This is a genomic window from Amycolatopsis sp. NPDC049868 (assembly GCF_044461365.1).
GTDB lineage: Bacteria > Actinomycetota > Actinomycetes > Mycobacteriales > Pseudonocardiaceae > Amycolatopsis.
Genome location: NZ_JBITKV010000014.1, coordinates 20,081 through 46,051, shown reverse-complemented (window position 1 = coordinate 46,051; position 25,971 = coordinate 20,081). Strand labels below are relative to the sequence as shown.

26 protein-coding genes and 2 tRNA genes are annotated in these 25,971 nt (G+C 67.6%); 16 read left to right on the top strand and 12 right to left on the bottom strand.

Features of this window, described 5'->3' with window-relative positions; genetic code table 11:
- Positions 1-65: 65 nt before the first annotated feature.
- From ACIBTM_RS38355 to rpmH, 8 genes are all read right to left on the bottom strand, one after another.
- A complete protein-coding gene (locus ACIBTM_RS38355; RefSeq protein ID WP_395882048.1) occupies positions 66-1,082 on the bottom strand; it encodes a ParB/RepB/Spo0J family partition protein in 1,017 nt (338 codons plus the stop codon).
- Positions 1,079-2,008: a ParA family protein gene (locus ACIBTM_RS38350; protein WP_395882047.1), complete on the bottom strand. Its 930-nt coding sequence runs from the start codon at positions 2,006-2,008 to the stop codon at positions 1,079-1,081. Before ACIBTM_RS38350 ends, ACIBTM_RS38355 begins: the two co-directional genes overlap by 4 nt.
- A gap of 64 nt (positions 2,009-2,072) precedes the next feature.
- Complete coding sequence (rsmG, locus tag ACIBTM_RS38345; RefSeq protein ID WP_395882046.1) at positions 2,073-2,753, bottom strand: 16S rRNA (guanine(527)-N(7))-methyltransferase RsmG; 681 nt, start codon at positions 2,751-2,753, stop codon at positions 2,073-2,075.
- A gap of 212 nt (positions 2,754-2,965) precedes the next feature.
- Positions 2,966-3,523, bottom strand: a complete 558-nt coding sequence (locus ACIBTM_RS38340; RefSeq protein WP_007032243.1) for a R3H domain-containing nucleic acid-binding protein — start codon at positions 3,521-3,523, stop codon at positions 2,966-2,968.
- A 30-nt stretch (positions 3,524-3,553) separates the two neighbouring features.
- On the bottom strand, positions 3,554-4,657 hold the full coding sequence (gene yidC / locus ACIBTM_RS38335; protein WP_395882045.1) for a membrane protein insertase YidC: 1,104 nt from the start codon (positions 4,655-4,657) through the stop codon (positions 3,554-3,556).
- Positions 4,658-4,661: 4 nt separating this feature from the next.
- A complete protein-coding gene (yidD, locus tag ACIBTM_RS38330; protein WP_016338357.1) occupies positions 4,662-4,967 on the bottom strand; it encodes a membrane protein insertion efficiency factor YidD in 306 nt (101 codons plus the stop codon).
- A gap of 4 nt (positions 4,968-4,971) precedes the next feature.
- The gene (rnpA, locus tag ACIBTM_RS38325) at positions 4,972-5,355 is read right to left on the bottom strand and encodes a ribonuclease P protein component (RefSeq protein WP_037333978.1); all 384 of its coding nucleotides are present in this window, start codon (positions 5,353-5,355) and stop codon (positions 4,972-4,974) included.
- Between the two features lie 23 nt (positions 5,356-5,378).
- Positions 5,379-5,522 (bottom strand): 50S ribosomal protein L34, encoded by a 144-nt coding sequence (rpmH, locus tag ACIBTM_RS38320; protein WP_005154511.1) that lies wholly within the window; start codon positions 5,520-5,522, stop codon positions 5,379-5,381.
- Positions 5,523-6,124: 602 nt separating this feature from the next.
- On the opposite strand from rpmH, the gene dnaA reads away from it, so the two are divergent.
- The 16 genes from dnaA to ACIBTM_RS38240 all read left to right on the top strand — a co-directional run bounded on the left by dnaA (position 6,125) and on the right by ACIBTM_RS38240 (position 22,919).
- Positions 6,125-7,759: a chromosomal replication initiator protein DnaA gene (gene dnaA, locus ACIBTM_RS38315; protein WP_395882044.1), complete on the top strand. Its 1,635-nt coding sequence runs from the start codon at positions 6,125-6,127 to the stop codon at positions 7,757-7,759.
- 923 nt (positions 7,760-8,682) lie between these two features.
- Positions 8,683-9,816 (top strand): DNA polymerase III subunit beta, encoded by a 1,134-nt coding sequence (dnaN, locus tag ACIBTM_RS38310; RefSeq protein WP_020632653.1) that lies wholly within the window; start codon positions 8,683-8,685, stop codon positions 9,814-9,816.
- Positions 9,817-9,854: 38 nt separating this feature from the next.
- Positions 9,855-10,745 carry a phosphogluconate dehydrogenase (NAD(+)-dependent, decarboxylating) gene (gene gnd, locus ACIBTM_RS38305; RefSeq protein ID WP_016330461.1) on the top strand — a complete coding sequence of 297 codons (891 nt, stop codon included), beginning with the start codon at positions 9,855-9,857 and terminating at the stop codon, positions 10,743-10,745.
- Between the two features lie 9 nt (positions 10,746-10,754).
- Positions 10,755-11,909: a DNA replication/repair protein RecF gene (gene recF / locus ACIBTM_RS38300; protein WP_395882043.1), complete on the top strand. Its 1,155-nt coding sequence runs from the start codon at positions 10,755-10,757 to the stop codon at positions 11,907-11,909.
- 175 nt (positions 11,910-12,084) lie between these two features.
- Positions 12,085-12,675, top strand: coding sequence for a DciA family protein (locus ACIBTM_RS38295; RefSeq protein WP_395882042.1), 591 nt, complete (start codon positions 12,085-12,087; stop codon positions 12,673-12,675).
- A 206-nt stretch (positions 12,676-12,881) separates the two neighbouring features.
- Positions 12,882-14,849: a DNA topoisomerase (ATP-hydrolyzing) subunit B gene (gyrB, locus tag ACIBTM_RS38290; protein WP_395882041.1), complete on the top strand. Its 1,968-nt coding sequence runs from the start codon at positions 12,882-12,884 to the stop codon at positions 14,847-14,849.
- Positions 14,850-14,900: 51 nt separating this feature from the next.
- On the top strand, positions 14,901-17,426 hold the full coding sequence (gyrA, locus tag ACIBTM_RS38285; RefSeq protein WP_395882040.1) for a DNA gyrase subunit A: 2,526 nt from the start codon (positions 14,901-14,903) through the stop codon (positions 17,424-17,426).
- A 36-nt stretch (positions 17,427-17,462) separates the two neighbouring features.
- Positions 17,463-18,149, top strand: a complete 687-nt coding sequence (locus ACIBTM_RS38280; RefSeq protein ID WP_125679336.1) for a DUF3566 domain-containing protein — start codon at positions 17,463-17,465, stop codon at positions 18,147-18,149.
- Between the two features lie 47 nt (positions 18,150-18,196).
- A tRNA-Ile gene (locus ACIBTM_RS38275) sits at positions 18,197-18,270 on the top strand.
- A 254-nt stretch (positions 18,271-18,524) separates the two neighbouring features.
- A complete protein-coding gene (locus ACIBTM_RS38270; protein WP_034321928.1) occupies positions 18,525-18,713 on the top strand; it encodes a DLW-39 family protein in 189 nt (62 codons plus the stop codon).
- Positions 18,714-18,750: 37 nt separating this feature from the next.
- Positions 18,751-18,823: transfer RNA gene (locus ACIBTM_RS38265), tRNA-Ala, on the top strand.
- A 79-nt stretch (positions 18,824-18,902) separates the two neighbouring features.
- Complete coding sequence (locus ACIBTM_RS38260; RefSeq protein ID WP_395882039.1) at positions 18,903-19,343, top strand: hypothetical protein; 441 nt, start codon at positions 18,903-18,905, stop codon at positions 19,341-19,343.
- Positions 19,344-19,440: 97 nt separating this feature from the next.
- Positions 19,441-19,812, top strand: coding sequence for a hypothetical protein (locus tag ACIBTM_RS38255; RefSeq protein ID WP_395882038.1), 372 nt, complete (start codon positions 19,441-19,443; stop codon positions 19,810-19,812).
- 4 nt (positions 19,813-19,816) lie between these two features.
- Positions 19,817-20,851 (top strand): hypothetical protein, encoded by a 1,035-nt coding sequence (locus ACIBTM_RS38250; protein ID WP_395882037.1) that lies wholly within the window; start codon positions 19,817-19,819, stop codon positions 20,849-20,851.
- A 2-nt stretch (positions 20,852-20,853) separates the two neighbouring features.
- A complete protein-coding gene (locus ACIBTM_RS38245; protein ID WP_395882036.1) occupies positions 20,854-21,366 on the top strand; it encodes a YbaB/EbfC family nucleoid-associated protein in 513 nt (170 codons plus the stop codon).
- An 86-nt stretch (positions 21,367-21,452) separates the two neighbouring features.
- Positions 21,453-22,919 (top strand): MFS transporter, encoded by a 1,467-nt coding sequence (locus ACIBTM_RS38240; RefSeq protein ID WP_395882035.1) that lies wholly within the window; start codon positions 21,453-21,455, stop codon positions 22,917-22,919.
- Here the strand turns inward: ACIBTM_RS38240 and ACIBTM_RS38235 are convergent.
- The 4 genes from ACIBTM_RS38235 to ACIBTM_RS38220 all read right to left on the bottom strand — a co-directional run bounded on the left by ACIBTM_RS38235 (position 22,834) and on the right by ACIBTM_RS38220 (position 25,963).
- Positions 22,834-23,232, bottom strand: a complete 399-nt coding sequence (locus ACIBTM_RS38235; protein ID WP_395882034.1) for a MerR family transcriptional regulator — start codon at positions 23,230-23,232, stop codon at positions 22,834-22,836. The genes ACIBTM_RS38240 and ACIBTM_RS38235 overlap by 86 nt on opposite strands.
- Before the next feature lie 19 nt (positions 23,233-23,251).
- Positions 23,252-24,184, bottom strand: a complete 933-nt coding sequence (locus tag ACIBTM_RS38230) for an alpha/beta hydrolase (protein ID WP_395882033.1) — start codon at positions 24,182-24,184, stop codon at positions 23,252-23,254.
- A gap of 64 nt (positions 24,185-24,248) precedes the next feature.
- Positions 24,249-24,908 (bottom strand): response regulator, encoded by a 660-nt coding sequence (locus ACIBTM_RS38225; protein WP_395882032.1) that lies wholly within the window; start codon positions 24,906-24,908, stop codon positions 24,249-24,251.
- Positions 24,899-25,963, bottom strand: a complete 1,065-nt coding sequence (locus ACIBTM_RS38220; RefSeq protein ID WP_395882031.1) for a sensor histidine kinase — start codon at positions 25,961-25,963, stop codon at positions 24,899-24,901. Before ACIBTM_RS38220 ends, ACIBTM_RS38225 begins: the two co-directional genes overlap by 10 nt.
- Between the last annotated feature and the right edge of the window lie 8 nt (positions 25,964-25,971).

Below are 25,971 nucleotides of genomic sequence, written 5' to 3'. Positions count from 1 at the left end.
CTCAGCGTCACCGAGTCATCAGCACCGAGCTATCGTCACCGTGACAAAACAACCCGGGGTGATCCCTAATCGGTTTCCGGTGTCTGATTTGCCTGGTTTTGATCCATGAGCGCCACGATGCGTTCAAGATCGTCAACCGAGCCGAATTCGAGGGTGATCCGCCCCTTGCGGCGGCCCAAGTCGACCTTCACGCGAGTGTCGAACCGGTCCGAGAGCCGGTTCGCCAGTTCCTGGAGACCGGGCGCCTGGATCGGCTTGCGGGGAGCGGGCTTCGGCTTGGCCGGCTTTTCGCTTTTCTTGAGCGTGACGGCTTCCTCGGTCGCGCGGACCGACATGCCCTCCGCGACGATCCGCGCGGCCAGCTCTTCCTGACTTTCGGCGTCTTCGAGAGAGAGCAGCGCCCGCGCGTGGCCCGCCGAAAGCACCCCGGCCGCGACCCGTCGCTGGACGGCGAGGGGGAGTTTGAGCAAGCGGATCGTGTTCGTGATGACCGGGCGGCTGCGCCCGATCCGGCTCGCCAGTTCCTCGTGGGTGACCGCGAATTCGTCGAGCAGTTGCTGATACGCGGCCGCTTCTTCGAGCGGGTTGAGCTGAACGCGGTGGATGTTCTCAAGGAGCGCGTCGCGCAGCATCGCCTCGTCGGCGGTCTGGCGGACGATCGCCGGGATCGCCTCCAGCTCCGCCAGCTGGGAAGCGCGCAGCCGCCGCTCGCCCATGACGAGTTCGTACTCGTCGTTGCCGAGCTCCCGGACCACGATGGGCTGCATGAGCCCGAACTCGCGGATCGAGTGCTCCAGCTCGTTGAGCGCGTCCTCGTCGAAGACCTGCCGCGGCTGCTTCGGGTTCGGCTTGATCTGGCTGACCGGCACCTCGCGGTAGACCGCGCCGGCGACCGTTCCGCCGTGCGAACCGGCCGCGCCGTTGGCCGCGAACCAGCCCTTGTCGTCCGGCCCCGCGGGTTTGCTCGCGGGAGCGGACGGGACAGGGGAGCCGTTCTCGGCCGGAGCCGCCGAACCCGGTGGCGGACCGGTGGGGATCAGGGCGGCGAGCCCGCGCCCGAGCCCCCCTCTGCGCTCGCTCATGCCGTACCGCTCCTTTCCTTCATCTCCACTCCGCGCTGGGCGATCTCCTTCGCGGCGTCCACGTAGCTCATCGCGCCCCGCGAACCCGGGTCGTACGCGAGGACCGTCTGCCCGTACCCGGGCGCCTCGGAGACCTTCACACTGCGCGGGATCACCGTCTTGAGGACAGTGTCCCCGAAGTGGTTTCGGACCTCGCTCGTCACCTGATCGGCCAGCTTCGTCCGGCCGTCGTACATGGTGAGCAGAATCGTGGAGACGCTGAGTTCGCGGTTCAGATGCGCCTGAACGAGCTCGATGTTGCTCAGCAGCTGACCCAGACCTTCGAGCGCGTAGTACTCGCACTGGATCGGGATCAGCACCTCCTGCGCGGCGACCATCGCGTTGACGGTCAGCAGGCCGAGCGACGGCGGGCAGTCGATGAAGACGTAGTCGACGCCGATCTCGTCGAGGATCTCGGACGAGAGCGCCTCCTTGAGCCGCATCTCGCGGGACGCCATGGAGACGAGTTCGATCTCGGCACCGGCGAGATCGATGGTCGCGGGCACGCAGTAGAGGTTGGGCGACTGCTCGCTCTGCGCCGCCGCCTCGGCCAGCGTCACCTCACCGATCAGCACCTCGTAGATTGACGGCGTACCGGATCGGTGGTCGATGTCGAGCGCGGTGCTCGCGTTGCCCTGGGGGTCCAGGTCGATCACGAGCGTCTTGAGTCCGTGGACGGCGAGGGCGGCGGCGAGGTTCACCGTGCTCGTCGTCTTGCCGACGCCGCCCTTCTGGTTGGCGACCGTCAGCACTCGCCGGCGGTTCGGCCGGGGGAGCGCACCCTCCTTGGGGTGCAGCACGCTGGCGGCGCGGACGGCTTCTTCAGCGATGGGCGTCCAGCCGAGTTCCTGGCCGACGCTCGCAGGGTCGGACGGCGGGGGAGTCACCGGTCTCGAGCCTCCTCTGTAGTGGACGTGAGAGTCGTTCTGCGTTGTTTCACGTGGAACCGGTCTAGCTGCGCCTGCCGCGCTGTCGAGACGGTTTCGGGGGCAGACGGTGGATCACGACGACCGTGCTCGGAACCTCGAGCACCTTGGTGCCGCACTCGAAGACTTCCGGTTCGCCGCCGCCGGCCTTCCGGACGGCGGCGCGATCGCGTTCGATTTCCTCTCCAGCGCTCGCTCCTTTGAGGGCGACCAGAGTGCCTTGGGAACGCACGAGCGGGAGGCACCAGTTCGCGAGCCGGGCCAAGGGAGCGACCGCCCGGGCGGTGACGACATCCGCGCCACCGAGCTCCTCACGTACCTGCCGCTCCTCCGCGCGCCCGCGGACAACGGTGATAGGGAGTTCCAGCTTCTCGGCAACCTCGGCCAGCCAGTCGACCCGGCGAGCCATCGGTTCGAGCAGAACGATATCGAGGTCCGGTCGGCTGATCGCGAGCGGTACACCCGGAAGTCCCGCACCCGACCCGACGTCGACCACGCGGGCGCCGTCGGGGATCCGCTCGCCGATCACGGCGGAGTTGAGAACGTGACGCTCCCACAGCCGGTCGACCTCGCGGGGGCCGATGAGCCCGCGCTCGACGCCATGCCGTTCCAGGAGTTCGACGTAGCCGGCGGCTTGCTCGACGCGGTCTCCGAATACTTCCGACGCCGCACTCCGTACCGATGCGGCGACCCCGTCCAAGCCCAACTCTTGCTCCTCAACCCTCGACGCCGTTTCACGTGAAACGCGCTCCACTGATTGTCCATGACGCCGAGCGCAAAGCGGGGAGACAGTCCGAAGTTGTGGACAACTCCACTCGGCTTCCCGCGTTTCACGTGAAACGCCACGCTTGTAATTCACCCCCGACACAACGAAGCGGCCCGCCGGATGACCGGCGGGCCGCTTCGTTCGAGTAATCGTCAGGCGGGGAAGATGACGACCCGGCGCTTCGGGTCCTCTCCTTCACTCTCGCTCTTGACCCCGTCGACGGCGGCGACCGCGTCGTGGACGACCTTCCGCTCGAACGGGCTCATCGGCTGGAGCCGGACACGCTCGCCGGACGAGACGACCGTCTCGGCGGTCGAGCGGCCGAGCTCGCGGAGCTCCTCGCGGCGGTCCGCGCGCCAGCCCGCGATGTCCAGCATCAGCCGGCTACGCGAACCGGTCTCCTGCTGCACCGCCAGCCGCGTCAGCTCCTGCAGCGCTTCCAGCACGGTGCCGCGGGGACCGACGAGCTTCTCCAAGTCCTCGCCACCGTCGATGCTGACGATCGCGCGACCCGCTTCGACGTCGAGGTCGATGTCGCCGTCGTAGTCCAAAAGATCGAGCAGCCGCTCGAGGTAGTCACCGGCGATGTCGCCCTCCTTCACGAGGACGTCGTCGTCGACACCTCCCTTGCGAGCGGTCTCTTCAGCGGCGCCCTCAACCTCGGCCGCGCTGTTCTCCTCGGCGTCGATCGTGTCGATCGTCTCCGCCATTACTGGTCTCCTCTCCGGCCCGGATCGGCGTCAGCGACGCTTCCGGCCCGATTTCTTAGTCGAGTCCGAGATGAGACCGGGCACGTCCGTGCCGTTCTCCTTCGAGCCGTTCGTCGACGACTCGGCTGTTGCGTCTTCGGCGTCCTTCTTCTCGGCGGCGGACGAACCGGTCTGGGCGAAGCCGTGCGGCGAGCCCGCCTTCTTGACCTGACCACCGGAGGACGGCTTGTTCTTCTTCTGCTGGACCGGCTTCTGGCCGGGGCGCGGCGCGGTCGGCTTCTGGCCGGGCTTCGGGCCGAGGTTGGAGCGCTTCTCCTTCTCGGCGGCCTTGCGGGCCTCTTCTTCCTTGTCGATCCGCGTGTAGACGAGACGCTGCTGCATCAGGGTCCAGCCGTTGTTGGCGAGCCAGTAGAAGAGGAGGCCGACCGGGAACAGCGCACCGAAGATGAGGACACCCAGCGGGAAGATGTACATCGTCAGCTTGTTCATCATCGCGGTCTGCGGCGTGGCCGACTCGGGGTTCTGGCGCTGGACCGAGTGACGCGCGGTGAGGTGCGTGGCGATGCTGGCGACGATCATCAGCGGGATCGCGACCGGAGCGACGTACCAGTGGAAGCCCGCCGGTGCGTTGCCACCGCTGACCATGTCGACACCGGTGTAGATCGCGTCACCGAGGTTGACGCCGAACAGCTTCGCGTGAACGTAGGACTCGACGCCCGCCTGGTCGAAGAAGTAGTTCTCGGTCTTGGGGCCGCCGTACGGGTTGATGGTGAACATCCGCAGGACGTGGTTCAGACCGATGAAGACCGGGATCTGAAGCAGCATCGGCAGGCAGCTGCCCAGCGGGTTGACGCCGTGCTCCTTCTGGAGCTTCTGCATCTCCATCGCCTGGCGCTGCCGGTCGTTCGCGTACTTCTTCTGGATCTTCTTCATTTCCGGCGCGAAGTCCTGCATCTTCTTCATCGACCGGACCTGGTTCACGAACGGCTTGAACATGATGCCGCGGACCGTGAACGTCAAGAAGATGATCGCCAGGATCCAGGAGACCGCGTTCGCCTCACCGAACACGAGCCCGAAGACCTTGTGCCAACACCACAAGATGAAGGACACGGGGTAGTAGATGAAGTCGAGCACTGAGCTACTCCTCGATCGGTGTTTCAGGTCGGCGGTGGCGCCACGAGAACGTCTCGGGTACCGGATCGCGGCCAGGCATGGTCCACGGGCCACAGCGCAGCAGACGCCGGACCGCGAGATAAGTGCCGCGGCCGGCGCCGTGCCGGGTCAGTGCCTCGACGGCGTACGCGCTACAGCTCGGGTAGAACCGGCACGCCGGAGGAAGGAAGGGAGAGATCGCCTTGCGGTACAGCTTGATGGGCAGGAGCAGCACCCATGCCACCGGGCCCGGGCGGGCGTCTTCGGTGGTCTCGTTCTCGGTGGCTCGCATGCCATTACACCGCTGATCCGTGGTCGGGGGGTCGCGTCTGGCGGGACAACCCGAGACGCCGCAACGACGCGTCGAGGTCCGAGCCGAGTTCCGCGCTGGACGCGTCCGCGGCCGGAGGTAGTGCCCGTATCACCAACGAGCTGCCCGGCGGCAGTGTTCCGATCCTGGCGGAAACGAGATGCCTCAACCGGCGGGTGACCCGGTGGCGGACCACCGAATTGCCCACGGCCTTGCTCACCACAAAACCCGCCCGCGCCGCTTCGGCGGCATCGGGCGGGTCCGTGGTCAACGCATGGACGACGAGGCGGCGCCTGCCTGCCTTGGCCCCACGCCGCATCACGGCACGGAAATCCTCACTGCGCCGCAACCTCGCGGCGGCCGGCAGCACGACGTCCCTCGACGGCGGCCGGATCAGGCGGACAGCGCGCCGCGGCCCTTGCGACGGCGAGCCGCCAGGATGGCCCGGCCCGCGCGGGTCCGCATCCGCAGCCGGAACCCGTGGACCCGGGCGCGTCGGCGGTTGTTCGGCTGGAAGGTGCGCTTACCCTTGCTCACGACTAACTTCTCCTGTTTCTCGGCCGCCGGGAACGGTTCGACCCGTTCCTGGCGTGTCGTGCTGACGCACGGCAGTCTCTGGTGTCTCCTACCAACGTGTGGCCTCGTCACGTCGAGCGACGACAACGTGGGCACGCGAAACGCCCCCGCTGTATACGGGAGACCTTACGAGGGTACGCACCCACCGGCCGGGCCCGGCAAGCACCCCCTCGACCACGGACCGCGACCGTACGTGGAGAGTGATCACCGGCGACGCGAGGGCATCGAATGGCAACACGCCGTACACCGTGAAATGCTTGCGCACGAGGACGCCTTGTGGCAACGAGCGGGGCTTGTTAGCGTGCCCCTCCCGGGTTTTCGCCGAGGTGGAACGGTGCAGGCGCCCGGGTGTCCTTGGGGATGTGGAGGCGTCCCGTCGGCATACGACGATCCCGCAGGTGGCGTCACCGCGGGCCGCCGTACATTAGTGCACAGCTGTGGACAACTATGTGGATATTTGCTGTGCGCATGAGCCGACCGGGCCATGATGACGCTCGACCCGGCGTTCGGGCCGCTGAGTGATCTCGCCGCAGCGCACCGATGAGGGGAGGGGAGTCAGGCAGGTGTCCGATCACCAGCACAATCTTGGCGTCATCTGGGAACAGGTCGTGCGCGAGCTGTCCGATGGCACCCTCTCCCCGCAGCAGCGCGCCTGGATGCGGGTGACCCGGCCGATCGGCCTGCTCGACGGCACCGCGCTGCTCGCCGCCCCCAGCGACTTCGCCAAGGAAGCGATCGAACGCGCCCTGCGCGGCGCGATCACCGAAGCCCTTTCGCGACGGCTCGGCCGCGCGGTCTCGCTCGCGGTGAAGGTCGACAGCACCGAGCCCCACACTTCGATACCCCCGCCGTCGCCGGGTCCTCGCTATGAACCGACGTCACCCGGCCGGGTGGAAAACGGGTCCGGCCCGGTACCGGGTCCCCCGCCACTGCCCGAGGGTGACGGCATGCTGTCCCCGACCAGGCCCCGGCCCGAGCCTCCGAAGCCGAGGCCGCCGAGGCAGCAGCCGGTGGACAACAGCCTCAACGATGGCGATGACAGCGATGAAGAAGTCGACGAAGAGGGCGAGGCCCTCGCCGCCGTGACCGAGATCTGGCCGACGTTCTCCGGTCAGCCGATCGCGGGCCAGCCCTACACCGCGCCGGCGCAGCCGCAGACGTCGAAGACGAAGCTCAACGAGAAGTACACGTTCGACACCTTCGTCATCGGTGCGTCGAACCGCTTCGCGCACGCGGCCGCGGTCGCCGTCGCCGAAGCACCGGCGCGCGCGTACAACCCGTTGTTCATCTGGGGAGAGTCCGGACTCGGGAAGACCCACCTGCTGCACGCGGTCGGGCACTACGCCCAGCGGCTGTTCCCCGGCATGCGCGTGCGGTACGTGTCGACCGAAGAGTTCACCAACGACTTCATCAACTCGCTGCGAGACGACCGCAAGGTCGCGTTCCAGCGCCGGTACCGCGACATCGACATCCTGCTCGTCGACGACATCCAGTTCCTGGAAGGCAAAGAAGGTACGCAGGAAGAGTTCTTCCACACCTTCAACACCCTCCACAACGCGAACAAGCAGATCGTCGTCTCCTCCGACCGCCCGCCGAAGCGCCTCGAAACGCTGGAAGACCGGCTGCGCACGCGGTTCGAGTGGGGCCTCATCACCGACATCCAGCCGCCGGAACTCGAAACGCGTATCGCGATCCTTCGCAAGAAGGCGGCACAGGACCGGCTCGCGGTTCCCGGCGAAGTCCTGGAGTTCATCGCTTCGCGCGTCGAGGCGAACATCCGGGAACTCGAAGGCGCGCTCATCCGCGTCACCGCCTTCGCGTCGCTGAACCAGCAGCCGGTCGACGTGGCCCTCGCCGAGATCGTGCTCCGGGACCTCATCCCGGATTCGCACGCGCCGGAGATCACCGCGCCGACCATCATGGGCGTCACATCGGAGTTCTTCGACGTGACCCTCGACGACCTCTGCGGCCCCGGCAAGACGAAGGCGCTCGCGACCGCACGACAGATCGCGATGTACCTCTGCCGCGAACTGACCGACATGTCGCTGCCGAAGATCGGGCAGACCTTCGGCGGCCGCGACCACACGACCGTCATGCACGCGGACAAGAAGATCCGCAAGGAGATGGCCGAACGGCGGCGCATCTACGACCAGGTCCAGGAACTGACTTCCAGGATCAAGCAGCGCGCGAGGCAGTAATCCCTTAGCACACAAGGACTTCAGGGGCTCTCACCGTCCAGGTGGGAGCCCCTTCTGCATGCCCGCACGCACCCCTCGCGGCCGTCCACATAGGCCAGAGAGGCGTGTAGAGCGGCTAAGAGTGGGTACTTCGGAGATATGCCTGAAGAGTGAGAAGGACGCGAAGCTTGCGTACACGCACTTCAGAATTTTCCTTGTGCACAAAGGGAATCCACATGCTGTGGGTATCTTGTGCACAACTCCGGCGGGTCCGAGAGCTGCGGCGATCGGGTTTTCGTCCACATCGCACTCACAGGCAGTCCACAGCATTTCCACACCAAGATCCACACGCTGTCCCCAGGTTGCCCACATCTTGTGCACAAGGGTGACGCAGGCTGCACGGATCACTCTCCCGAGCGATTCCGGTCACGAACGGCGCCCACAACCCTGGGTACAAACCGCCCCACAACTGGGGATAACCATGGGGACAACTGTGGATGATTGTGGACAGATCGAGCGCCGCCCGAATCCATCCACGGACGGCCCGAGCTGTCCACCGTCCGTACACACCCGGAGTCCACAGCCTCGGACGCGCCCGGACCTGCGCGAACGAGCCTTGTCCACACAATCCACAACGCCTATTACTACTGCTGTCTTTTCTTCTTCTCTAGAAGAGAACAAAACAAAAACAGGCGAAGGACGAAGTTGGGGACAGCTCCGGAGCCGTGTCGTCTTGTCGACAAAAGCAAGGGGAGGCCGAGGTGACGCGGACCCCGGGGACGGCCTAACGTGGGTCCCTGCACCTGGTCTGCGTGTCGACGTGCGTTCGCGTCCTCGCACGGACCGAACACACCTGCGAGGCACCTGGCCATCGCGCTCTCCGGCCGAGGTGACCCGTTGAGCTTTCGAGCCGTCAGGGGCTCGGCTGTCGAAAGGAAGCGCGCATGAAGATCCGCGTCGAGCGTGACGGGCTGGCCGACGCCGTCGCGTGGGTGGCGAGAAGCCTCCCGTCGCGGCCTCCGGTCCCGGTTCTGGGCGGTGTCCTGCTCGATGCGGGATCCGACGGGACGAGTGACGCCCTCACCGTCTCCGGATTCGACTACGAGGTCTCCGCCACCGTCGGCGTCCCGGCCACCATCGCCGACGGCGGCCGCCTCCTGGTCTCCGGCCGTCTGCTGGCCGACATCACCAAGTCACTGCCCGCGCAGCCGGTCGAGATCTCCGTCGACGGCGCCCGCGCGACCATCACCTGCGGCTCCGCGCGTTTCTCCCTGCCGACCATGCCGGTCGAGGACTACCCTCAGCTCCCGTCCCAGCCCGCCTTCGCCGGTGAACTCACCGGTGACGCGTTCGGCCAGGCCGTCACGCAGGTCGTCGTCGCCGCGGGCAAGGACGACACCCTCCCGATGCTGACCGGGATGCGCTTGGAGATCTCCGGCTCCTCGCTGACCCTGGTCGCCACCGACCGCTTCCGGCTCGCGATGCGCGAGTTCACCTGGGAGCCGGCCGAGGGGCTGTCCGACGCCGCCGTCCTCGTCCCGGCGCGCACGCTCGCCGAGGCCGCGAAGACACTCGGCGCCAGCGGGGCCAAGATCCGGCTCGCGCTCGCCAGCGGCGAAGGCCTGCTCGGTCTTTCCGGTTCCGGTCGCTACACCACGACCCGTCTCCTCGACGCGGAGTTCCCGCCGTACCGGCAGCTCCTGCCGGCGCAGCACACGTCGCGCGCGGTCATCGAGGTCTCCGCGCTCGCCGAGTCCATCAAGCGTGTTTCGCTGGTCGCCGAGCGTGGCACCCAGGTGCGGCTGGAGTTCAACGACGGTTCGCTGCGGCTCTCCGCCGGTGGCGACGACGAGGGTTCGGCCGAGGAAGAGCTTCAGGTCGACTACGAGGGTGAGCCGGTGACCATCGCGTTCAACCCGGGGTACCTCGTCGACGGGCTCGGCGCGCTGAACGCGAACCGGGCGGAACTGACGTTCACCACCCCGAACCGGCCGGCGCTGATCAAGCCCGCCGACGAGGAGGGCAACGTCGTCCCCGGCTACCTGTACCTCCTGATGCCGGTTCGCCTCCCGGGCTGACCGGCCGCCACTTTCTGTTCGCACCAAAGGGGATCTTCATGGCTCAGCTGGGACTCATCGGCCTCGGCAAAATGGGGTTCAACATGCGTGAGCGGCTGCGTGCGGCCGGTCACGAGGTGGTCGGCTACGACCGCAATCCCGACGTCACCGACTCCACCTCACTCGAGGACATGGTGTCCAAACTGGACGGTCCCCGGATCGTCTGGATCATGGTGCCCGCCGGCGAACCCACCCGGCAGACCGTCGCGGAGCTCGGCAACCTGCTGTCCGAGGGCGACCTCGTGATCGACGGCGGCAACTCGAAGTACACCGACGACCGGATCAACGCGGACCTGCTCGCCGCGAAGAAGATCGGGTACCTCGACTGCGGGGTTTCCGGTGGCGTGTGGGGCAAGGACAACGGCTACGGCCTGATGGTCGGCGGCGCGGCTTCGGACGTCGAGAAGGCCATGCCGATCTTCGACGCGCTTCGTCCCGAAGGTCCGCGTGACGAGGGCTTCTCGCACGCCGGCGCCGTCGGTTCCGGTCACTACGCGAAGATGATCCACAACGGCATCGAGTACGGCATGATGCAGGCCTTCGCCGAAGGTTTCGAGCTGCTCGAAGCCGCGAAGGTCGTCGAGAACGTGCCCGCGGTGATCAAGGGCTGGCAGCGGGGGACCGTCGTCCGCTCGTGGCTGCTCGACCTGCTCGTCCGCGCGCTCGACGAGGACCCGGAGCTGGACGACCTCGAGGGCTACGTCGAGGATTCCGGCGAAGGCCGGTGGACCCTCGAAGAGGCGATCAACAACGCGGTCCCGGCGCCGGTCATCTCGGCCGCGCTGTTCGCGCGGTTCGCCTCGCGCCAGGAGGACTCCGCCGCCATGCGGGCCGTCGCCGCGCTGCGCAACCAGTTCGGCGGGCACTCGGTCAAGAAGGCCGGCGACTAGGCAAACGGGTTGTACTTAAGACATCTCCAGGTCACCGACTTCCGGTCCTGGCCACAAGCCGATCTCGCGCTCGAACCCGGCCCGACCGTCCTCGTCGGACAGAACGGCCGCGGCAAGACGAACCTCCTGGAGGCGATCGGCTACATCGCGACCCTGGGCTCGCACCGCGTCGCGACCGACGCGCCGTTGGTGCGGCACGGGTGCGAACGCGCGCTGATCAGGGTCGCGGTGGTCAACGAGGACCGCGAGCTGACGGTCGAGCTGGAGATCACGCCCGGTAGAGCGAACCGCGCGCGGGTCAACCGCGGCGCGGTCGGCAAGCCCCGCGACGTGCTCGGGATCCTGCGCACGGTGCTGTTCTCCCCGGAGGATCTGGCACTCGTGCGCGGGGATCCCGGGGAGCGCCGTCGGTTCATGGACGAACTCCTCGTGCTGCGCGCTCCCCGGTACGCCGGGGTCCGCGCCGACTACGAGAAGGTGCTGAAGCAGCGGAACGCTTTGCTCAAGACGGCAGGCAAGCGGCGTACGGGGCGCGAAGACCCGTACGCGTTGTCGACGCTCGACGTCTGGGACGACCACCTGTCGGTGGCGGGGGCCGCGTTGCTGGCCGCCCGGCTCAACCTGATCGCGGACCTCGCGCCGTACGCGGCCTCCGCGTACATGGGGGTCGCGCCCGACTCGAGACCGGCGAAGATCGCGTACAAGTCGAGCCTGGGCGAAGCGATGCCAGCGGGCTATGGCACTCCGGACGGTCCTCGCGCCGACCAAGCGGTCCTCAAGGAAGTGCTGGTCGAGGCGCTGAAACGGTCGCGGAACCTGGAGCTCGAACGCGGGGTGAGCATGGTCGGCCCGCACCGGGACGAGCTCGACCTCATCCTCGGCGAAGCGCCGGCGAAGGGCTACGCGAGCCATGGGGAGTCCTGGTCGTTCGCCCTCGCGTTGCGTCTGGGAAGCTACGAGCTCCTGCGTGGCGAGGCCGGGGAACCGGTGCTTCTGCTGGATGATGTGTTCGCCGAGCTGGACCGGCGCCGCCGGGCCCGACTGGCGGAGGTGGCGGCAGGCGCCGAGCAGGTGCTGGTGACCGCCGCCGTGGACGAGGACGTGCCCGCCGAACTGGCCGGACATCGATTCCTCGTGGCGGATGGTGAGATCAACCGAGGGTGATCCCGTGAAGCGGACACCCCGGGTGATCGGCGCCACAGCAGTTGCCCACCGATCTGGGGACAAACCTGTGGACAGTGTGGATAACACCGGGAACGCGTTATCGCCCCGCGTGACCAAAGGGCCTGATAAGCGGCTTGACACCCCCCACGCGGGTGGCGACCCGAGTGGGGGAGCCTTGTTCGATACGCGGAGTGAGCGACCTTCGGTATCGAACGGCGCAACCGATACCGAAAGCAAAGAACCGACTACAGGTCGTGATCTTGCTCGTGCCGCGCTGGACGCCGCGAAGGCCAAAGCGAAGGCCCGTGGAGTTGAACCGGGTGTACGCCGCGGCCGTATCACCGGAGGGGGAGCCGGTTCGGCAGGGCAAAGCCCGCGACGTCGTCGCTGGTCAGGGCCGGGCGCCGACGCCCGCGACCCGCAACCGCTCGGCAGGCTCGCCTCCCGGATCGCCGTCGACCGCGGCTGGAACACGCGGCTGGCGAACGGTCAGGTCTTCGGCCACTGGGCACGCCTGGTGGGTGAAGAGGTCGCCGAACACGCTCAGCCGGTGGCCTTGAAGGACGGCGAGCTGACCGTTCGCGCGAGTTCGACGGCGTGGGCGACGCAGCTTCGGCTGCTTCAGGGGCAGCTGCTGGCGAAGATCGCCAAAGGTGTCGGGCACGGCGTGGTGAAGAAGATGCGGATCCAGGGGCCGACGGCGCCGAGCTGGCGGAAAGGGCCGCGGCACGTGCCGGGACGCGGTCCGCGTGACACGTACGGCTGACCCGAGTTGCGCTTCGCCGCGACAGTGCCCATTAAAGCGCCGAGAACGCCTCCAGAGTGCTTCGCGAACGTCAAGACTCTTCTTCGAACGAATTAGCGCGCCTGTGAGCAAATCAGGGGTGTCCTTGCCGCATGTCTGCGGACGCGGCCAAGTACACTGGAGATGAGCGAGCGTCCGCTCGGGCGAGACGAGGAGAATCAACGCCTGTGACCGAGAACAAGAGCGAGTACAACGCGTCGTCGATCACGGTGCTCGAAGGCCTCGAAGCCGTCCGCAAGCGTCCCGGTATGTACATCGGTTCCACCGGTGAACGCGGCCTCCACCACCTCGTCCAAGAGGTGGTCGACAACTCCGTCGACGAGGCCATGGCCGGTTACGCGACCAAGGTCGAGGTTACCTTGCTGAGCGACGGCGGGGTGCGCGTCGTCGACGACGGCCGCGGTATCCCGGTCGACATGCACCCCAAGGAGCAGAAGCCGACCCTGGAGGTCGTGCTCACCGTGCTCCACGCGGGCGGCAAGTTCGACAGCGACTCCTACGCGGTCTCCGGTGGTCTGCACGGCGTCGGCGTTTCCGTGGTGAACGCGCTCTCGACCAAGCTGATCGCCGAGGTCAAACGTGGCGGGCACAGCTGGCGCCAGGTGTACACCGACCAGATCCCCGGCGAGCTGGAGGACCTCGGCCCGGCCGAGGACACCGGCACCACGATCACCTTCTGGGCCGACGGCGACATCTTCGAGACCACGACGTACAACTTCGAGACGATCTCCCGGCGTCTTCAGGAGATGGCCTTCCTCAACAAGGGCCTGACCCTTTCGCTGCGCGACGAGCGCGTCGCCGACGAAGAGACCGAAGAGGACGCTTCCGGCCAGGCGGCGCGGGTCAAGCAGAAGACCTACTGCTACCCGGGCGGTCTCGAAGACTTCGTCAAGCACATCAACGGCAGCAAGGACCCGATCCACGCGTCCGTGATCTCCTTCGAGGCCAAGGGCACCGGCCTCGAAGTCGAGGTCGCCATGCAGTGGAACAACGGCTTCACGCCGTCGGTGTACACCTTCGCCAACACGATCAACACGCACGAGGGCGGCACGCACGAAGAGGGCTTCCGCGCCGCGCTCACCCGCGTCGTCAACGCGTACGCGCGCGAGAAGAAGCTGCTCAAGGAGAAGGACGCCAACCTCTCCGGTGACGACGTGCGCGAGGGGCTCGCCGCGATCGTCTCGATCAAGCTGTCCGAGCCGCAGTTCGAAGGCCAGACCAAGACCAAGCTGGGCAACAGCGAGGCCAAGACGTTCGTGCAGCAGACGTCGAACGAATGGCTGGCCGACTGGTTCGAGCGCAACCCCACCGAGGCGAAGACGATCATCAACAAGTCGATCTCCTCAGCGCAGGCGCGGATGGCGGCCCGCAAGGCGCGGGACCTCGTCCGCCGCAAGGGCGCGCTGGAGATCGGCGGGCTGCCCGGCAAGCTCAAGGACTGCCGCTCGACCAACCCGTCGGAATGCGAGCTCTACATCGTCGAGGGTGACTCGGCGGGCGGTTCGGCCAAGGAAGGCCGCGACTCGATGTACCAGGCGATCCTGCCGATCCGGGGCAAGATCATCAACGTCGAGAAGGCCCGTATCGACCGCGTCCTCAAGAACACCGAGGTCCAGTCGCTGATCACCGCGCTCGGCACCGGTATCCACGAGGAGTTCGACCTCGAGAAGCTGCGCTACCACAAGATCGTGCTGATGGCCGACGCCGACGTCGACGGCCAGCACATCACCACACTGCTGCTCACCTTCCTGTTCCGGTTCATGCCCCCGCTGATCGAGCACGGGCACGTGTTCCTCTCGCGGCCGCCGCTGTACAAGATCAAGTGGCCGCGGCAGGACCCGGAGTACGCCTACTCCGACAGGGAACGCGACGCCGTCATCCAGGCGGGAGTCGAGGCCGGCCGGAAGCTGCCGAAGGACGACGCGATCCAGCGGTACAAGGGTCTCGGCGAGATGAACGCCGAAGAGCTGTGGGAGACCACGATGGACCCGGCGAACCGGCTGCTCGGCCAGGTCACCCTGGACGACGCCGCGCAGGCCGACGACCTGTTCTCCGTCCTCATGGGCGAGGACGTCGAAGCGCGCCGTTCCTTCATCACGCGTAACGCCAAGGACGTGCGCTTCCTGGACGTGTAGACGTCCCCGTTCCTTTTGTCCCCTTAGGACTGCTTCCACGAGAAGGACCTCATGACGGAAACCTTGCCGCCTGCTCCGGACCACGACCGGATCGAACCGGTCGACATCCAGCAGGAGATGCAGCGCTCCTACATCGACTACGCGATGAGCGTCATCGTGTCGCGGGCGCTGCCGGACGTGCGTGACGGACTCAAGCCGGTGCACCGCCGCGTGCTGTACTCGATGTTCGACTCCGGCTTCCGCCCCGACCGCGGGTACAACAAGTGCTCCCGCGTCGTCGGCGACGTGATGGGCAACTACCACCCGCACGGTGACTCCGCGATCTACGACGCGCTGGTGCGGCTCGCCCAGCCGTGGGCCCTGCGGTATCCGCTGATCGACGGCCAGGGCAACTTCGGCTCCCCGGGCAACGACCCCGCCGCCGCCATGCGGTACACCGAGTCCCGGCTGGCGCATCTCGCGATGCACATGCTGCAGGACATCGAAGAAGAAACCGTCGACTTCTCCGACAACTACGACGGCCGCACCCAGGAGCCCGACGTCCTGCCGTCGCGGTTCCCGAACCTGCTGGTCAACGGTGGTTCCGGAATCGCGGTCGGGATGGCGACCAACATCCCGCCGCACAACCTGCGCGAGGTCGCCGACGGCGTCAAGTGGGCGCTGGAGAACTACGACGCGACCGACGACGAGCTGCTCGCCGCGCTGCTGGTCCGGATCAAGGGCCCGGACTTCCCGACCAAGGCGATGATCCTCGGCAACTCCGGGATCGAGGACGCGTACCGCACCGGCCGTGGTTCCGTGCGCATGCGCGCGGTCGTCGAGGTCGAAGAAGACGCCAAGGGCCGCACGATCCTGGTCGTGTCCGAGCTGCCGTACCAGGTGAACCCGGACAACCTGGTCGAGAACATCGCGAACCTGGTCCGCGACGGCAAGCTCACCGGCATCTCCGACATCGCCGACGAGTCCAACAGCCGCAGCGGGATGCGGATCGTCGTCACGATCAAACGTGACGCGGTCGCCAAGGTCGTGCTGAACAACCTGTACAAGCACACCCAGCTGCAGCAGAACTTCGGTGTCAACATGCTGGCACTGGTCGACGGCGTGCCCCGCACGCTGCGGCTGGACCAGATGGTCCGGCACTACGTGAAGCACCAGATCGACGTCATCGTCCGCCGGACCCGTTTCCGGCTGCGCAAGGCCGAGGAACGCGCCCACATCCTGCGCGGTCTGGTCAAGGCGCTGGACATGCTCGACGAGGTCATCGCCCTCATCCGGCGCTCGCCCTCGGCCGAAGAGGCCCGGCCCGCGCTGATGAGCCTGCTCGACGTCGACGAGATCCAGGCGACCGCGATCCTCGACATGCAGCTCCGCCGCCTCGCGGCACTGGAGCGGCAGCGGATCATCGACACCCTGGCCGAGATCGAACTCGAGATCGCCGACCTCAAGGACATCCTCGAAAAGCCCGAGCGGCAGCGCACGATCATCGCCGAGGAGCTCCAGGAGATCGTCGACAAGTACGGCGACGACCGGCGCACCAAGATCATCCCGTTCGACGGCGAGGTCTCGGTCGAAGACCTCATCGCGGTCGAGGACGTGGTCGTCACGATCACCCGCACGGGTTACGCCAAGCGAACGAAAACCGATCTGTACCGCTCGCAGAAACGCGGCGGCAAGGGCGTCCAGGGCGCGACCCTCAAACAGGACGACATCGTCCAGCACTTCTTCGTGTGCTCGACGCACGACTGGATCCTGTTCTTCACGAACAAGGGCCGCGTGTACCGGGCGAAGGCCTACGACCTGCCCGAGGCCAACCGCAACGCGCGCGGCCAGCACGTCGCGAACCTGCTCGCGTTCCAGCCCGACGAGCAGATCGCCCAGGTCATCGAGATCCCGAACTACGAGGTCGCCCCGTACCTCGTGCTCGCGACCCGCCGCGGCCTGGTGAAGAAGACCAAACTCACCGACTTCGACTCCAACCGCGCCGGCGGCCTCATCGCCGTCAACCTGCGCGAAGGCGACGAACTGGTCGGCGCGGTCCTCGCGGCCGCCGAGGACGACCTGCTCCTCGTGTCCGCGGAAGGCCAGTCGATCCGCTTCCACGCCACCGACGAAGCCCTGCGCCCGATGGGCCGCGCGACGTCCGGTGTGCTGGGCATGCGGTTCAACGACGGTGACGAGCTGCTCGGCGTCAACGTCGTCCAGCCGGACAAGTTCCTCCTCGTCGCCACCGGCGGCGGCTACGCCAAGCGCACCCCGACCGAGGATTACCCGGTGCAGGGCCGCGGCGGCAAGGGTGTGCTCACCATTCAGTACGACCAGAAACGTGGCAGGCTGGTGGGCGCGGTCATTGTCGACGCCGAAGACGAGCTCTACGCGATCACCTCCAGCGGCGGGGTGATCCGGACTTCGGCCGGACAGGTGCGCAAGGCGGGTAGGCAGACGAAGGGAGTGCGGCTGATGAATCTCGACGAAGGAACCACTCTTCTCGCGGTCGCACGCAACGCGGACGAGCCCTCAGACGTCGCCACTGCAGGTAGTACTGAAGGAGAAGAAACCCCGGCGTCGGAGCAGGAGTAGACGACGCCCCACGTACTGGGTAAGGACTGACACCTCGTGACACCATCCGAGAAGCCCGAAGCAGGCGGCGCGCAGGCGGGTTCGTCGAGCCCGCCTTGGCAGCGCGACAGCGGCGCCGGGGAACCTGAAGGCTCCAGCGAGCAGACGGTCTCGGTGTCTTCGGTCGCCACCGAAGACGTGGCCCACTCGGACCCGAAGCGGGACGCGACAACCGTGACCGACTATCACGGGGTAAGCGGCACAGCCGCGAAGAGGCTCTTCGGCGACAGCGGAGAGGGCGACCCCGCCCCCTCCGCCATCCCGTCGGCCTCCCGCACCCGTGCCGCCCCCACCGCGCTCCGCCGCCCCGGCCGCGGACCGCGTCGCGCCAGCCTGCAGATCAAACGCTTCGACCCCTGGTCGGTGCTGAAACTGTCCCTCGTCCTCGGCGTCGCGCTGTTCTTCGTGTGGCTCGTCGCCGTCGGCGTCCTCTACACCGTCCTCGACGGCATGGGCGTCTGGGACAAACTCAACGGGACCTACTCGTCGCTCGTCGGCGGCGAAGGGGCCGACGCGCCGGCCGACCCGTTGATCAGCGCCGGCCGCGTCTTCGGGATCGCGGCCATCCTCGGCGCCATCAACATCGTGCTGATCTCGGCGCTGGCCACCGTCAGCGCCTTCATCTACAACGTCTCCGCCGACCTCGCCGGAGGCCTGGAAGTGACCCTTTCCGAACGAGAGTGACCCGGTTGCAGGGCGCCGAAAGGCGTCCTGTAATCTTCTCCTCGTTCGGGCCCATAGCTCAGGCGGTTAGAGCGCTTCGCTGATAACGAAGAGGTCCCAGGTTCAAGTCCTGGTGGGCCCACCCGATTGCCCGGTCTGTGTTCGCGGAAAGCGCGAACCCGGATCGGGTGTTCTTCGTTTTGGGGGTCGAACCCCCAAACCCCCGCCAGGGAGGGCTTCGCCCCCCTGGACCCCCCAAGCGTTGGGGCGCGTGGTCGTTGTGGGTTCCGGTGGTCTTCGTTCCACGTGGAACGTTGGGCAGGGGGCGTCCGGAGAACGGCGTGCAGTAGCATCGGTGGGTAAGCGGAGCAACTCGGCGGAAAGAGGGGGCTTCTGATGAAGAAGCTGTTGGCACTCGCGGTCATCGCGGGCGGCGTGCTGTTCGTGATCAAGCGCAACAAGGCCGCCAAGGCCGAGGCCGACCTCTGGCGTGAGGCCACCGCTCCCACCGAGCGTCCGCTGGGATCCGCTTCCACCAACGGAAGCGCCCCGGCCAAGGCCGCGGACGCCTCCCGCAACAACTGATTTCGGCGCAGGCGGTTATCATGATCGCCTGCGACCCGGGGCTGTAGCTCAATTGGTAGAGCACTGCCTTTGCAAGGCAGGGGTCAGGGGTTCGATTCCCCTCAGCTCCACTCTGTGATCGAAAAGGCCACCCGCACCGGCGGGTGGCCTTTTCGCTTCCGAGGCCTGACTTCCTGTCAGAATGCGCGCATGAGTGTCCTCTTCGACTACTTCGCAGCGCCGGACAACGACGCCGCGGCCGCCACGATCGACCTCGTCGGCGGTCCGGCCGACGCGTCCTTGCCGACCGTCTCGCTCAAAGGCGTGGACCCGTTCGTGCAGCTGGGCACGCTGGAGTCCCTGCTCACCGGGGTCGGCTACGAGACCATCATCGAACGCGACATCGCGCCCGTCGCCATGGCCGACGGCGGCGCGCGTCTGGTCGTCTCGCTGACCGAGGAGCTGTCCGCCGCGCTGTCCGACGCCGACGAGGCGCGCCTGCGCGAGGTGGCCGAGCCGTGGTCCCGGACCGATGAGTTCGGCGGCCAGGCCGACCCCGCCGACCTGGCCACCATGCTGACCGGCCTCGCGGAGCTGGCCCGCACCGCCAGGACCCGGGGCGATCGCCTCTACTGCTGGGTCAGCGTCTGAGTGGTGACGTTCGTCACCGTACGCGGATGACAAAGTCGCGCGTCCAGCCAAGTCAACGCTGCTTACATGGGGGTGGAATCCGGACAGCGAGGTGAACATGGTCAGTTTCGAAACCGACCTCGACGATCTCAGGTTGTCGAGCAAGGAACTGCAGAATGCCGCGGACATAGTCAGCACCGCGCACACCGGTGTGCGCGGGCAGGACGTGCCCGCTCCCGACCCGGTGACGGGTGGCCTTCTGCCCGGCTTTTTCGCGCCGGACACCGCGTTCGGGAAAACGCTGGGCATGCGCGGGGTTTCGGCGGCGTACGAGGAACACCGCCAGGCCGTCGAGAAGATGCTCGGGAAGCTGCACCGCAGCACGCAGGACGCCTCACAGGCACTGGCGAGGGTCGCCGAGCTTTACGAAGCCGCCGACGAGGACAACAAGCAGCGGCTGAACCGCGCGGCGTACGGGAACCAGGGGTAGCGGCGTGGACGGGTACTTCAACGCACTGGACGCGGAGACCACCTCCGGATTCGGCGACAACAGCAAACTCCTCGAGGGGATCTCCGACGACCTCACCGCGGGCGCCGAGAAGGCCTTCACCGCGGTGGACCTTCTTTATCCGCCGTGGATGTTCGGCGGCGCGGAATTCAGCGATGGGTTCAAGGACCAGATCCGCGACTTCTTCCTCGAATTCTCCGAGGCGGAGCTGGTCGGCGAGAACAGCCTGCAGACCATGATCGAGGCCTACGAAGGTCTCTGGAACGCTTTCCAGGACACGAAAGCGCCGCTCGACCGGTCCTTGACCCTGCTTCTCAAATGGCGTGGTGAAGGGGCCGAGACCGCCAAGAGCTACATCCAGGGTCTCGTGAACACCTATTCCCGCGTGGGCACCAAACTCACCGTGCTGGAAGCCGACATCGTGGCCGCGAGGGACGCCATCGCGACCGCCAGGGCCGACCTGAGCAATCTCGCCGCTTCCTTCCTGACCGCCGCGGAAAAGTATCAGGACGATCAGGAACGCCAAGACGAATCCGCCTTGGTGAAGGCGTTGGCGGCGGGTTTCGCCGGCGCTGTCGCGGCTTTGCTCGTGGCGGCCGTGCCGCCCGCAGGGGCCGCCCTCACCGCGGCGACGTTCTTCACCACCGCGAACGGGGTCCAGGTCGCCGGTGCGGCGGCTGGTGCCGGGCTCTCCACTCTGGTCTCCGAGAACGCTTCGATCGTCGGGGACAGCCCCGAAACCATCTACAACAGCTTCCACGACGGTGTGGTCAACATCCGTGAAGGCATGTTCCGCGCGACCGAGTCGCTGATTTCGAAGATCAACGTCGAGATCAACAACCTGCCGATCGTTCCCGAACCGCCGGACGTCAGCCCCGGCGAGACCTTCGACCCCGGCAACTTCGAAACGGAGAACACCGACAAGGGAACGGAAAAGCGGGTCCGGGACAAGAACGTCGACATCTCGAACGACGGCAAGTTCCAGGAACCGCCGCGGGAGCTGTCACCCCTCAAGGAGTGAGCGTGGCCGACAAACCGGCACCCAAGAAACCGGGTAACGACCGGCAAGCGATGCTCGAGGCGCTGGCCGCCCTCTCGGTGGACGCGTCCTCACCGGACGGTGCCGTTTCCGTTTCGGTCAATACCGACGGCGTGATGACGCGGCTCAGAGTGGGCGAAGCCGCGTCGCGGATGTCGCCCGCCGAGATCGCGGACACTGTCATGCGGACCTATCAGGAAGCGCAACAAGGATCCGCGAAACGCAGCGCGGAACTGATGGCGCCGATCGGCAATGCCGGATACATCACGGACCGGCTTCGCTGGCGGCTCGGGTTCACCCCTTCCTTCCAGCAGAGCGGGGAAACCGCGGCGCCGGCGGGGGCGGTACCGCGCCGGGCGACGGTGGTCACCGAGAACGTGGTGCTCAAGGACCGTTCGGAAGAACCCGCCGGGCCCGCCGAGGACGAACAGCCCGAACCGGCGGAATCCGACGACCAGTACTACGAACAAGGCCTGCGGTACCGGCCTTCCTGGTAGCGCCTGCTTGCCCTCAAGCGCGCTTCAGCGTGCACGCTGGCCCGGCGGCGGAAGATCATCCGCCGCCGGAGGCGGAGGGTGACGGTATGAAACGTGAAGGCATCGTGCTCGGGTTGGCCTGCGCCGGATCCTTCGTGGTGATCCTCGACGCGACGATCGTTTCCGTCGCCCTGCCCGCGATCCGCTTCGGCCTCGGTTTCCCGGCCGGCGCGCTGACCTGGGTGGTGAACGCGTACACGCTCACCTTCGCCGGCTTTTTGCTGCTGGGCGGCCGGTTGTGCGACGAATTCGGGGTCCGGCGGATCTTCGTGCTCGGGATGAGCCTGTTCACCGTCGCACGGCTCGCCGCCGGGCTCGCCGGTTCCCCGGAAACACTGCTCGTCGCCCGCACGGTGCAAGGGTTCGGCGGCGCGTTGCTGATGCCGGTGACGCTGTCCCTGCTGACCACGACGTTCACCGAACCCGGCCGCCGCGCGCGGGCCTTGGGCACCTGGAGCGCGGTGGGCGCGGCCGGTGCCGCGGCGGGGCCGGTGATCGGCGGCCTGCTGACCCAGTGGGCGGGCTGGCGCTGGGTGTTCTTCGTCAGCGTCCCGATCGGTGTGGTGGCCGTCCTCGTCGCCGGAGCCGTGCTGCCGCTCCGGGATCGAAGCCGTTCTCGCGGCAGGCTGGACGTGCTCGGCGCGGTGTTGTCGGCGACGGGACTCGTCGGCGTGGTCTACGCGGTGATGCGTTCGTCGTCCGACGGCTGGGGAAGCGGGTCCGTGCTGCTTCCGCTGTCCGGCGGGCTCGTCCTGCTCGTCGTGTTCCTGGTGCACCAGCACAGGTGGGCGGACGAACCGCTGGTCGCGCTCGGGATCTTCCGGCTGCGCTCGGTCAGCAGCGGGAACGTGGTGATCTTCCTGCTGGGGCTGGGTTTCCTCGCCAGCCCGATCCTGCTTTCGCTGTACCTGCAGGATGTCCACGGCTACTCGCCGATGCGGGCCGGATTGGCCTACCTGCCGGTGGGGGCGGCGATGTTCGCCGGCGCACGGACCGCGGGCGGGTTGTCGGTGCGGATCGGGCCCCGGCGTGCGGCGGCGCTGTACTGCGCGGTCGGCGCGGCGGGGTTCGCCGGGATCGCGGCGCTGGCCGGTGCGCACGCTTCCTACGTCGTGTCCGTGCTGGTACCGGGAATGGTCTTCGGATTCGGGACGGCGGCGGCCTTCACCCCGATCACCGTGGCCGCCACCAGCGGGGTGCCGGAACGCCAGAACGGCCTGGCCGCCGGTCTGCTGAACACGGTCCGGCAGACCAGCGGCGCGCTCGGCCTCGCCGCGTTGACCGCGCTCGCGGCGGCGGTGACCGCGGGTTCGCCGTCCGGTCTGCCGAAAGGGGAGGCGCTGGTGCACGGCTACACCGCCGCGTTCCTCGCCTCCGCCGCCTGCCTCGCGGCGGCCGCGGTGGTCGCGGCGGTGGCGATGCCCGGGCTCAGCTCGCCGCGGCGTGGGCGGGCAGGTCGACCCGGTCGCGGAACCAGGGGCAGTCCTCAAGGTTCCCCTCACGGCGGCAGGTGAGGAGTTCGACCAGGTAGTCGTGCGCGGTGTCGAGCCGCGCACGCTCCCGCTCGATCTCGGCGAGCTGTCCCGTCACCACTTCCCGCCAGCGGTGCTGTTCGGCGAGCAGTTCGGTGATCCTGACCAGGCCGAGCCCGCCGATCCGCCGCCAGTGCTTGATCAGCGCGATGCGATACAGCTGATCGTCGTCGTAGTACCGCTGCCCCGAGCGGCGGCGGGCGGTGATCAGCCCGCGGCGCTCCCAGTAGTGCAGGGTCGAGATCGCCAGCCCGAAATGGTCGGCGGCCTCGCGAACCGGCGTCAAGGAATCCATGCGGCCAGTCTAGGTTAGGTTACCCTAAGTTTCGAGCCAGCCAGGTGAAGGTCCACCGGTAGAAGCTCCGTGCGGCGAGGCTGGTGTTGATCGAATGACCGCTGCCCCGCACGATCTCGTCGGCGCCGCAGCCGCCGCCTTCGCAGACCAGGGTGTCGTGTTCGCCCAGTACGTACGCCGTCGGGACCTTCGGCGCCGATCGTTTCGCCGCGCCGGGTCCCACCGAACGGAGTTCCGCCGCCGCCAGCGTGTCCTTGAGGGCTTCTTCGACGGGAATGATCGCCGGGTCGTAGGTGCCGGGGTGATGGAAGGTCTGGGCGCGAGTGCCCGGACGGGTCGTGAAATAGCCGCGGGCCCAAGGCTTTCCGGCGAACTTCGGGTCCAGTTCGGCGGGATGGAACGGGGACGCGGCCGCGGCCCGGGCACCGGGCCGGTCGCGCGGGATACCGCTGACGATCACGGCGTCGACGCCGCCCCGTTCGGCGGCTCTTTCCGCGACGAGGCCGCCCATCGAGTGTCCATTGAGGACGATCGTGCGGAAGCTCGGGCGCAGCTGCCGGACGACCTGATGGACGGCTTCTCCGCCGGCGTCGAAGTCGAGCGTCTCCGGATCCGGGCGGCTGCTGCGGCCGTAGCCGAGCCTGTCGAGGTTGAGCGTCGCGTAGCCCGCCTTGGTGGCACTGTCCACATAGGAGTATCGACGCGGCTGGTACGGCCAGTCCCAGTAGGAGCGGTCGTAGGTCCCGCCGTGCAGCAGGATCTGCACCGGGGTGCGCGCGGTGAGCTTCCCTCGGGCGCAGAATTCCCCCGCGATGGTCTGGTGTTCGCCGTTCACCTGTACCGAAAAGCGTTGTTCGGTGCAGCGGGCCGGTCGTTCCGCGGCGACGGCCGTCGTGGTTCCCGGCAAGGTGAGGAGCGCGGTGAGCAGAGCGGCTTTCACGGTGAATTTCATGGCGAAAGCGTCGCTCGCCGGGCTGGGTCGCGTCGTCGTGCCGCCGTGGAGATCGACGGCTACGTCAGGCGCGCACCATCCCGGTCCGGTAGGCGAACACCACCAGCTGCGCGCGATCGCGGGCGTGCACCTTGCTCATCGCGCGGCTGACATGCGTCCGCACGGTCGCCGCGCTGATGAAGAATTCCCGCGCGATCTCCTCGTTCGACATCCCCTGCGCGACCCGCTGGACGACTTCGTGCTCCCGTTCGGTGAACGCCGAACCGTCCGCACGGGGCAGCGAAGGCGTCGGCCGCGCGGTGAATTCCGCGATCAGGCGACGCGTCACGCTCGGCGAGAGGAGCGCGTCGCCCGCGGCGACCACGCGGACGGCTTGGAGGAGATCCGCGGGCGCGGTGTGCTTGAGCAGGAACCCGCTGGCGCCCGCGCGCAAGGCGTCGAAGACGTACTCGTCCAGGTCGAAGGTGGTCAGCATGACGACACGGACCCCGGAAAGCCGCTCGTCCGCCACGATGCGGCGGGTGGCCTCGATCCCGTCGAGGCCGGGCATCCGCACATCCATCAGCACCACGTCGGGCACGGTTTCCGCGACGACGGTCACCGCCGCCGCACCGTCGTCCGCTTCCCCCACCACAGTGATCCCGGCTTCCACCCGGAGCAGCGCCGCGAAGCCGGACCGCACCAGGAGCTGATCGTCGGCGAGCACCACCCTGATCACGGCCATCGCGCGCTCACCCGGAACCTCCCGTCCTCACGGCCCGTCGTCAGTGTGCCGCCGGTCGCCCTGGCCCGTTCACCCATTCCGCTGATCCCGGCGCCAGGAACGTCCGGACCAGGTGTGCGCACGTCGTTGACCACGTCGAGCCGCAAACCGTCCTCGCCCACCCGCACCGTCACACCGACGGGGGACGCGCCGTGCTTCGCGGCGTTCGTGAGCGATTCCTGGACGATCCGGTACACCGCGCCGCCGACCGGCTGACCGATCCCGGGAGCGTCGAGGTCCAGCGTGACGGCCAGGCCGGCCTGATCCATCGAAGCGACCAGCTCCGGAATGTCCGCGATACCCGGCGCCGGCCGGAGCGGGGCGGAGTCGTCACGCAGCAGCCGCACCATGGCGTTCAGTTCGTCCAGGATCGTGCCGCTGACCGTGCGGACGACTTCGAGCGCTTCCTTCGCCACTTCCGGGTGATCGTCGATGACGTGCCTGGCCATCCCCGACTGGACGTTGATCACCGCCATCGCGTGGCCGACGCTGTCGTGCAGATCCTGGGCGATCCGCAGCCGCTCGCCGAGGACGCGATCGCGTTCCGCCCGTTCGGCGGCCGCGGTCCGCTCACGACGTCCTCGAAGCGCGTCGGCCGCGAAGACCGCGACGCCGGCCCAGCCGACGAAGACCAGATCGAGGACACCTGCCCCGCCCGTGGCCAGGTTCGTGCCGACGACCGTCGCCGCCATACCGCCCGCGACGGCGTACGCGAGCCGTCGCGGGCGCAGGATCCCGAGCGCGAACAACGGCACGAGACCGGCGAACAGCACGGGACCGTCGGGATAGCCGAACCCCAGGTAGAGCAGGAGCGCAAACGCTTCCGTCCCCGCTGCCGCGACCGGCATCCGCCGGACGGCGGTGAGCGCGAGACAAGCGAGCACGACGATCGCGAACCCGAACGCGCCGACCGGTCGTTCCCCGGGTTCGGGCTCGAGGTTCGCCGTGCCGACGACGAGCAACGCGCTCACCGCGAGCCAAGCGGCGACGGCTCCACCTCTGATCAGCCACCTCACCGGCTCAG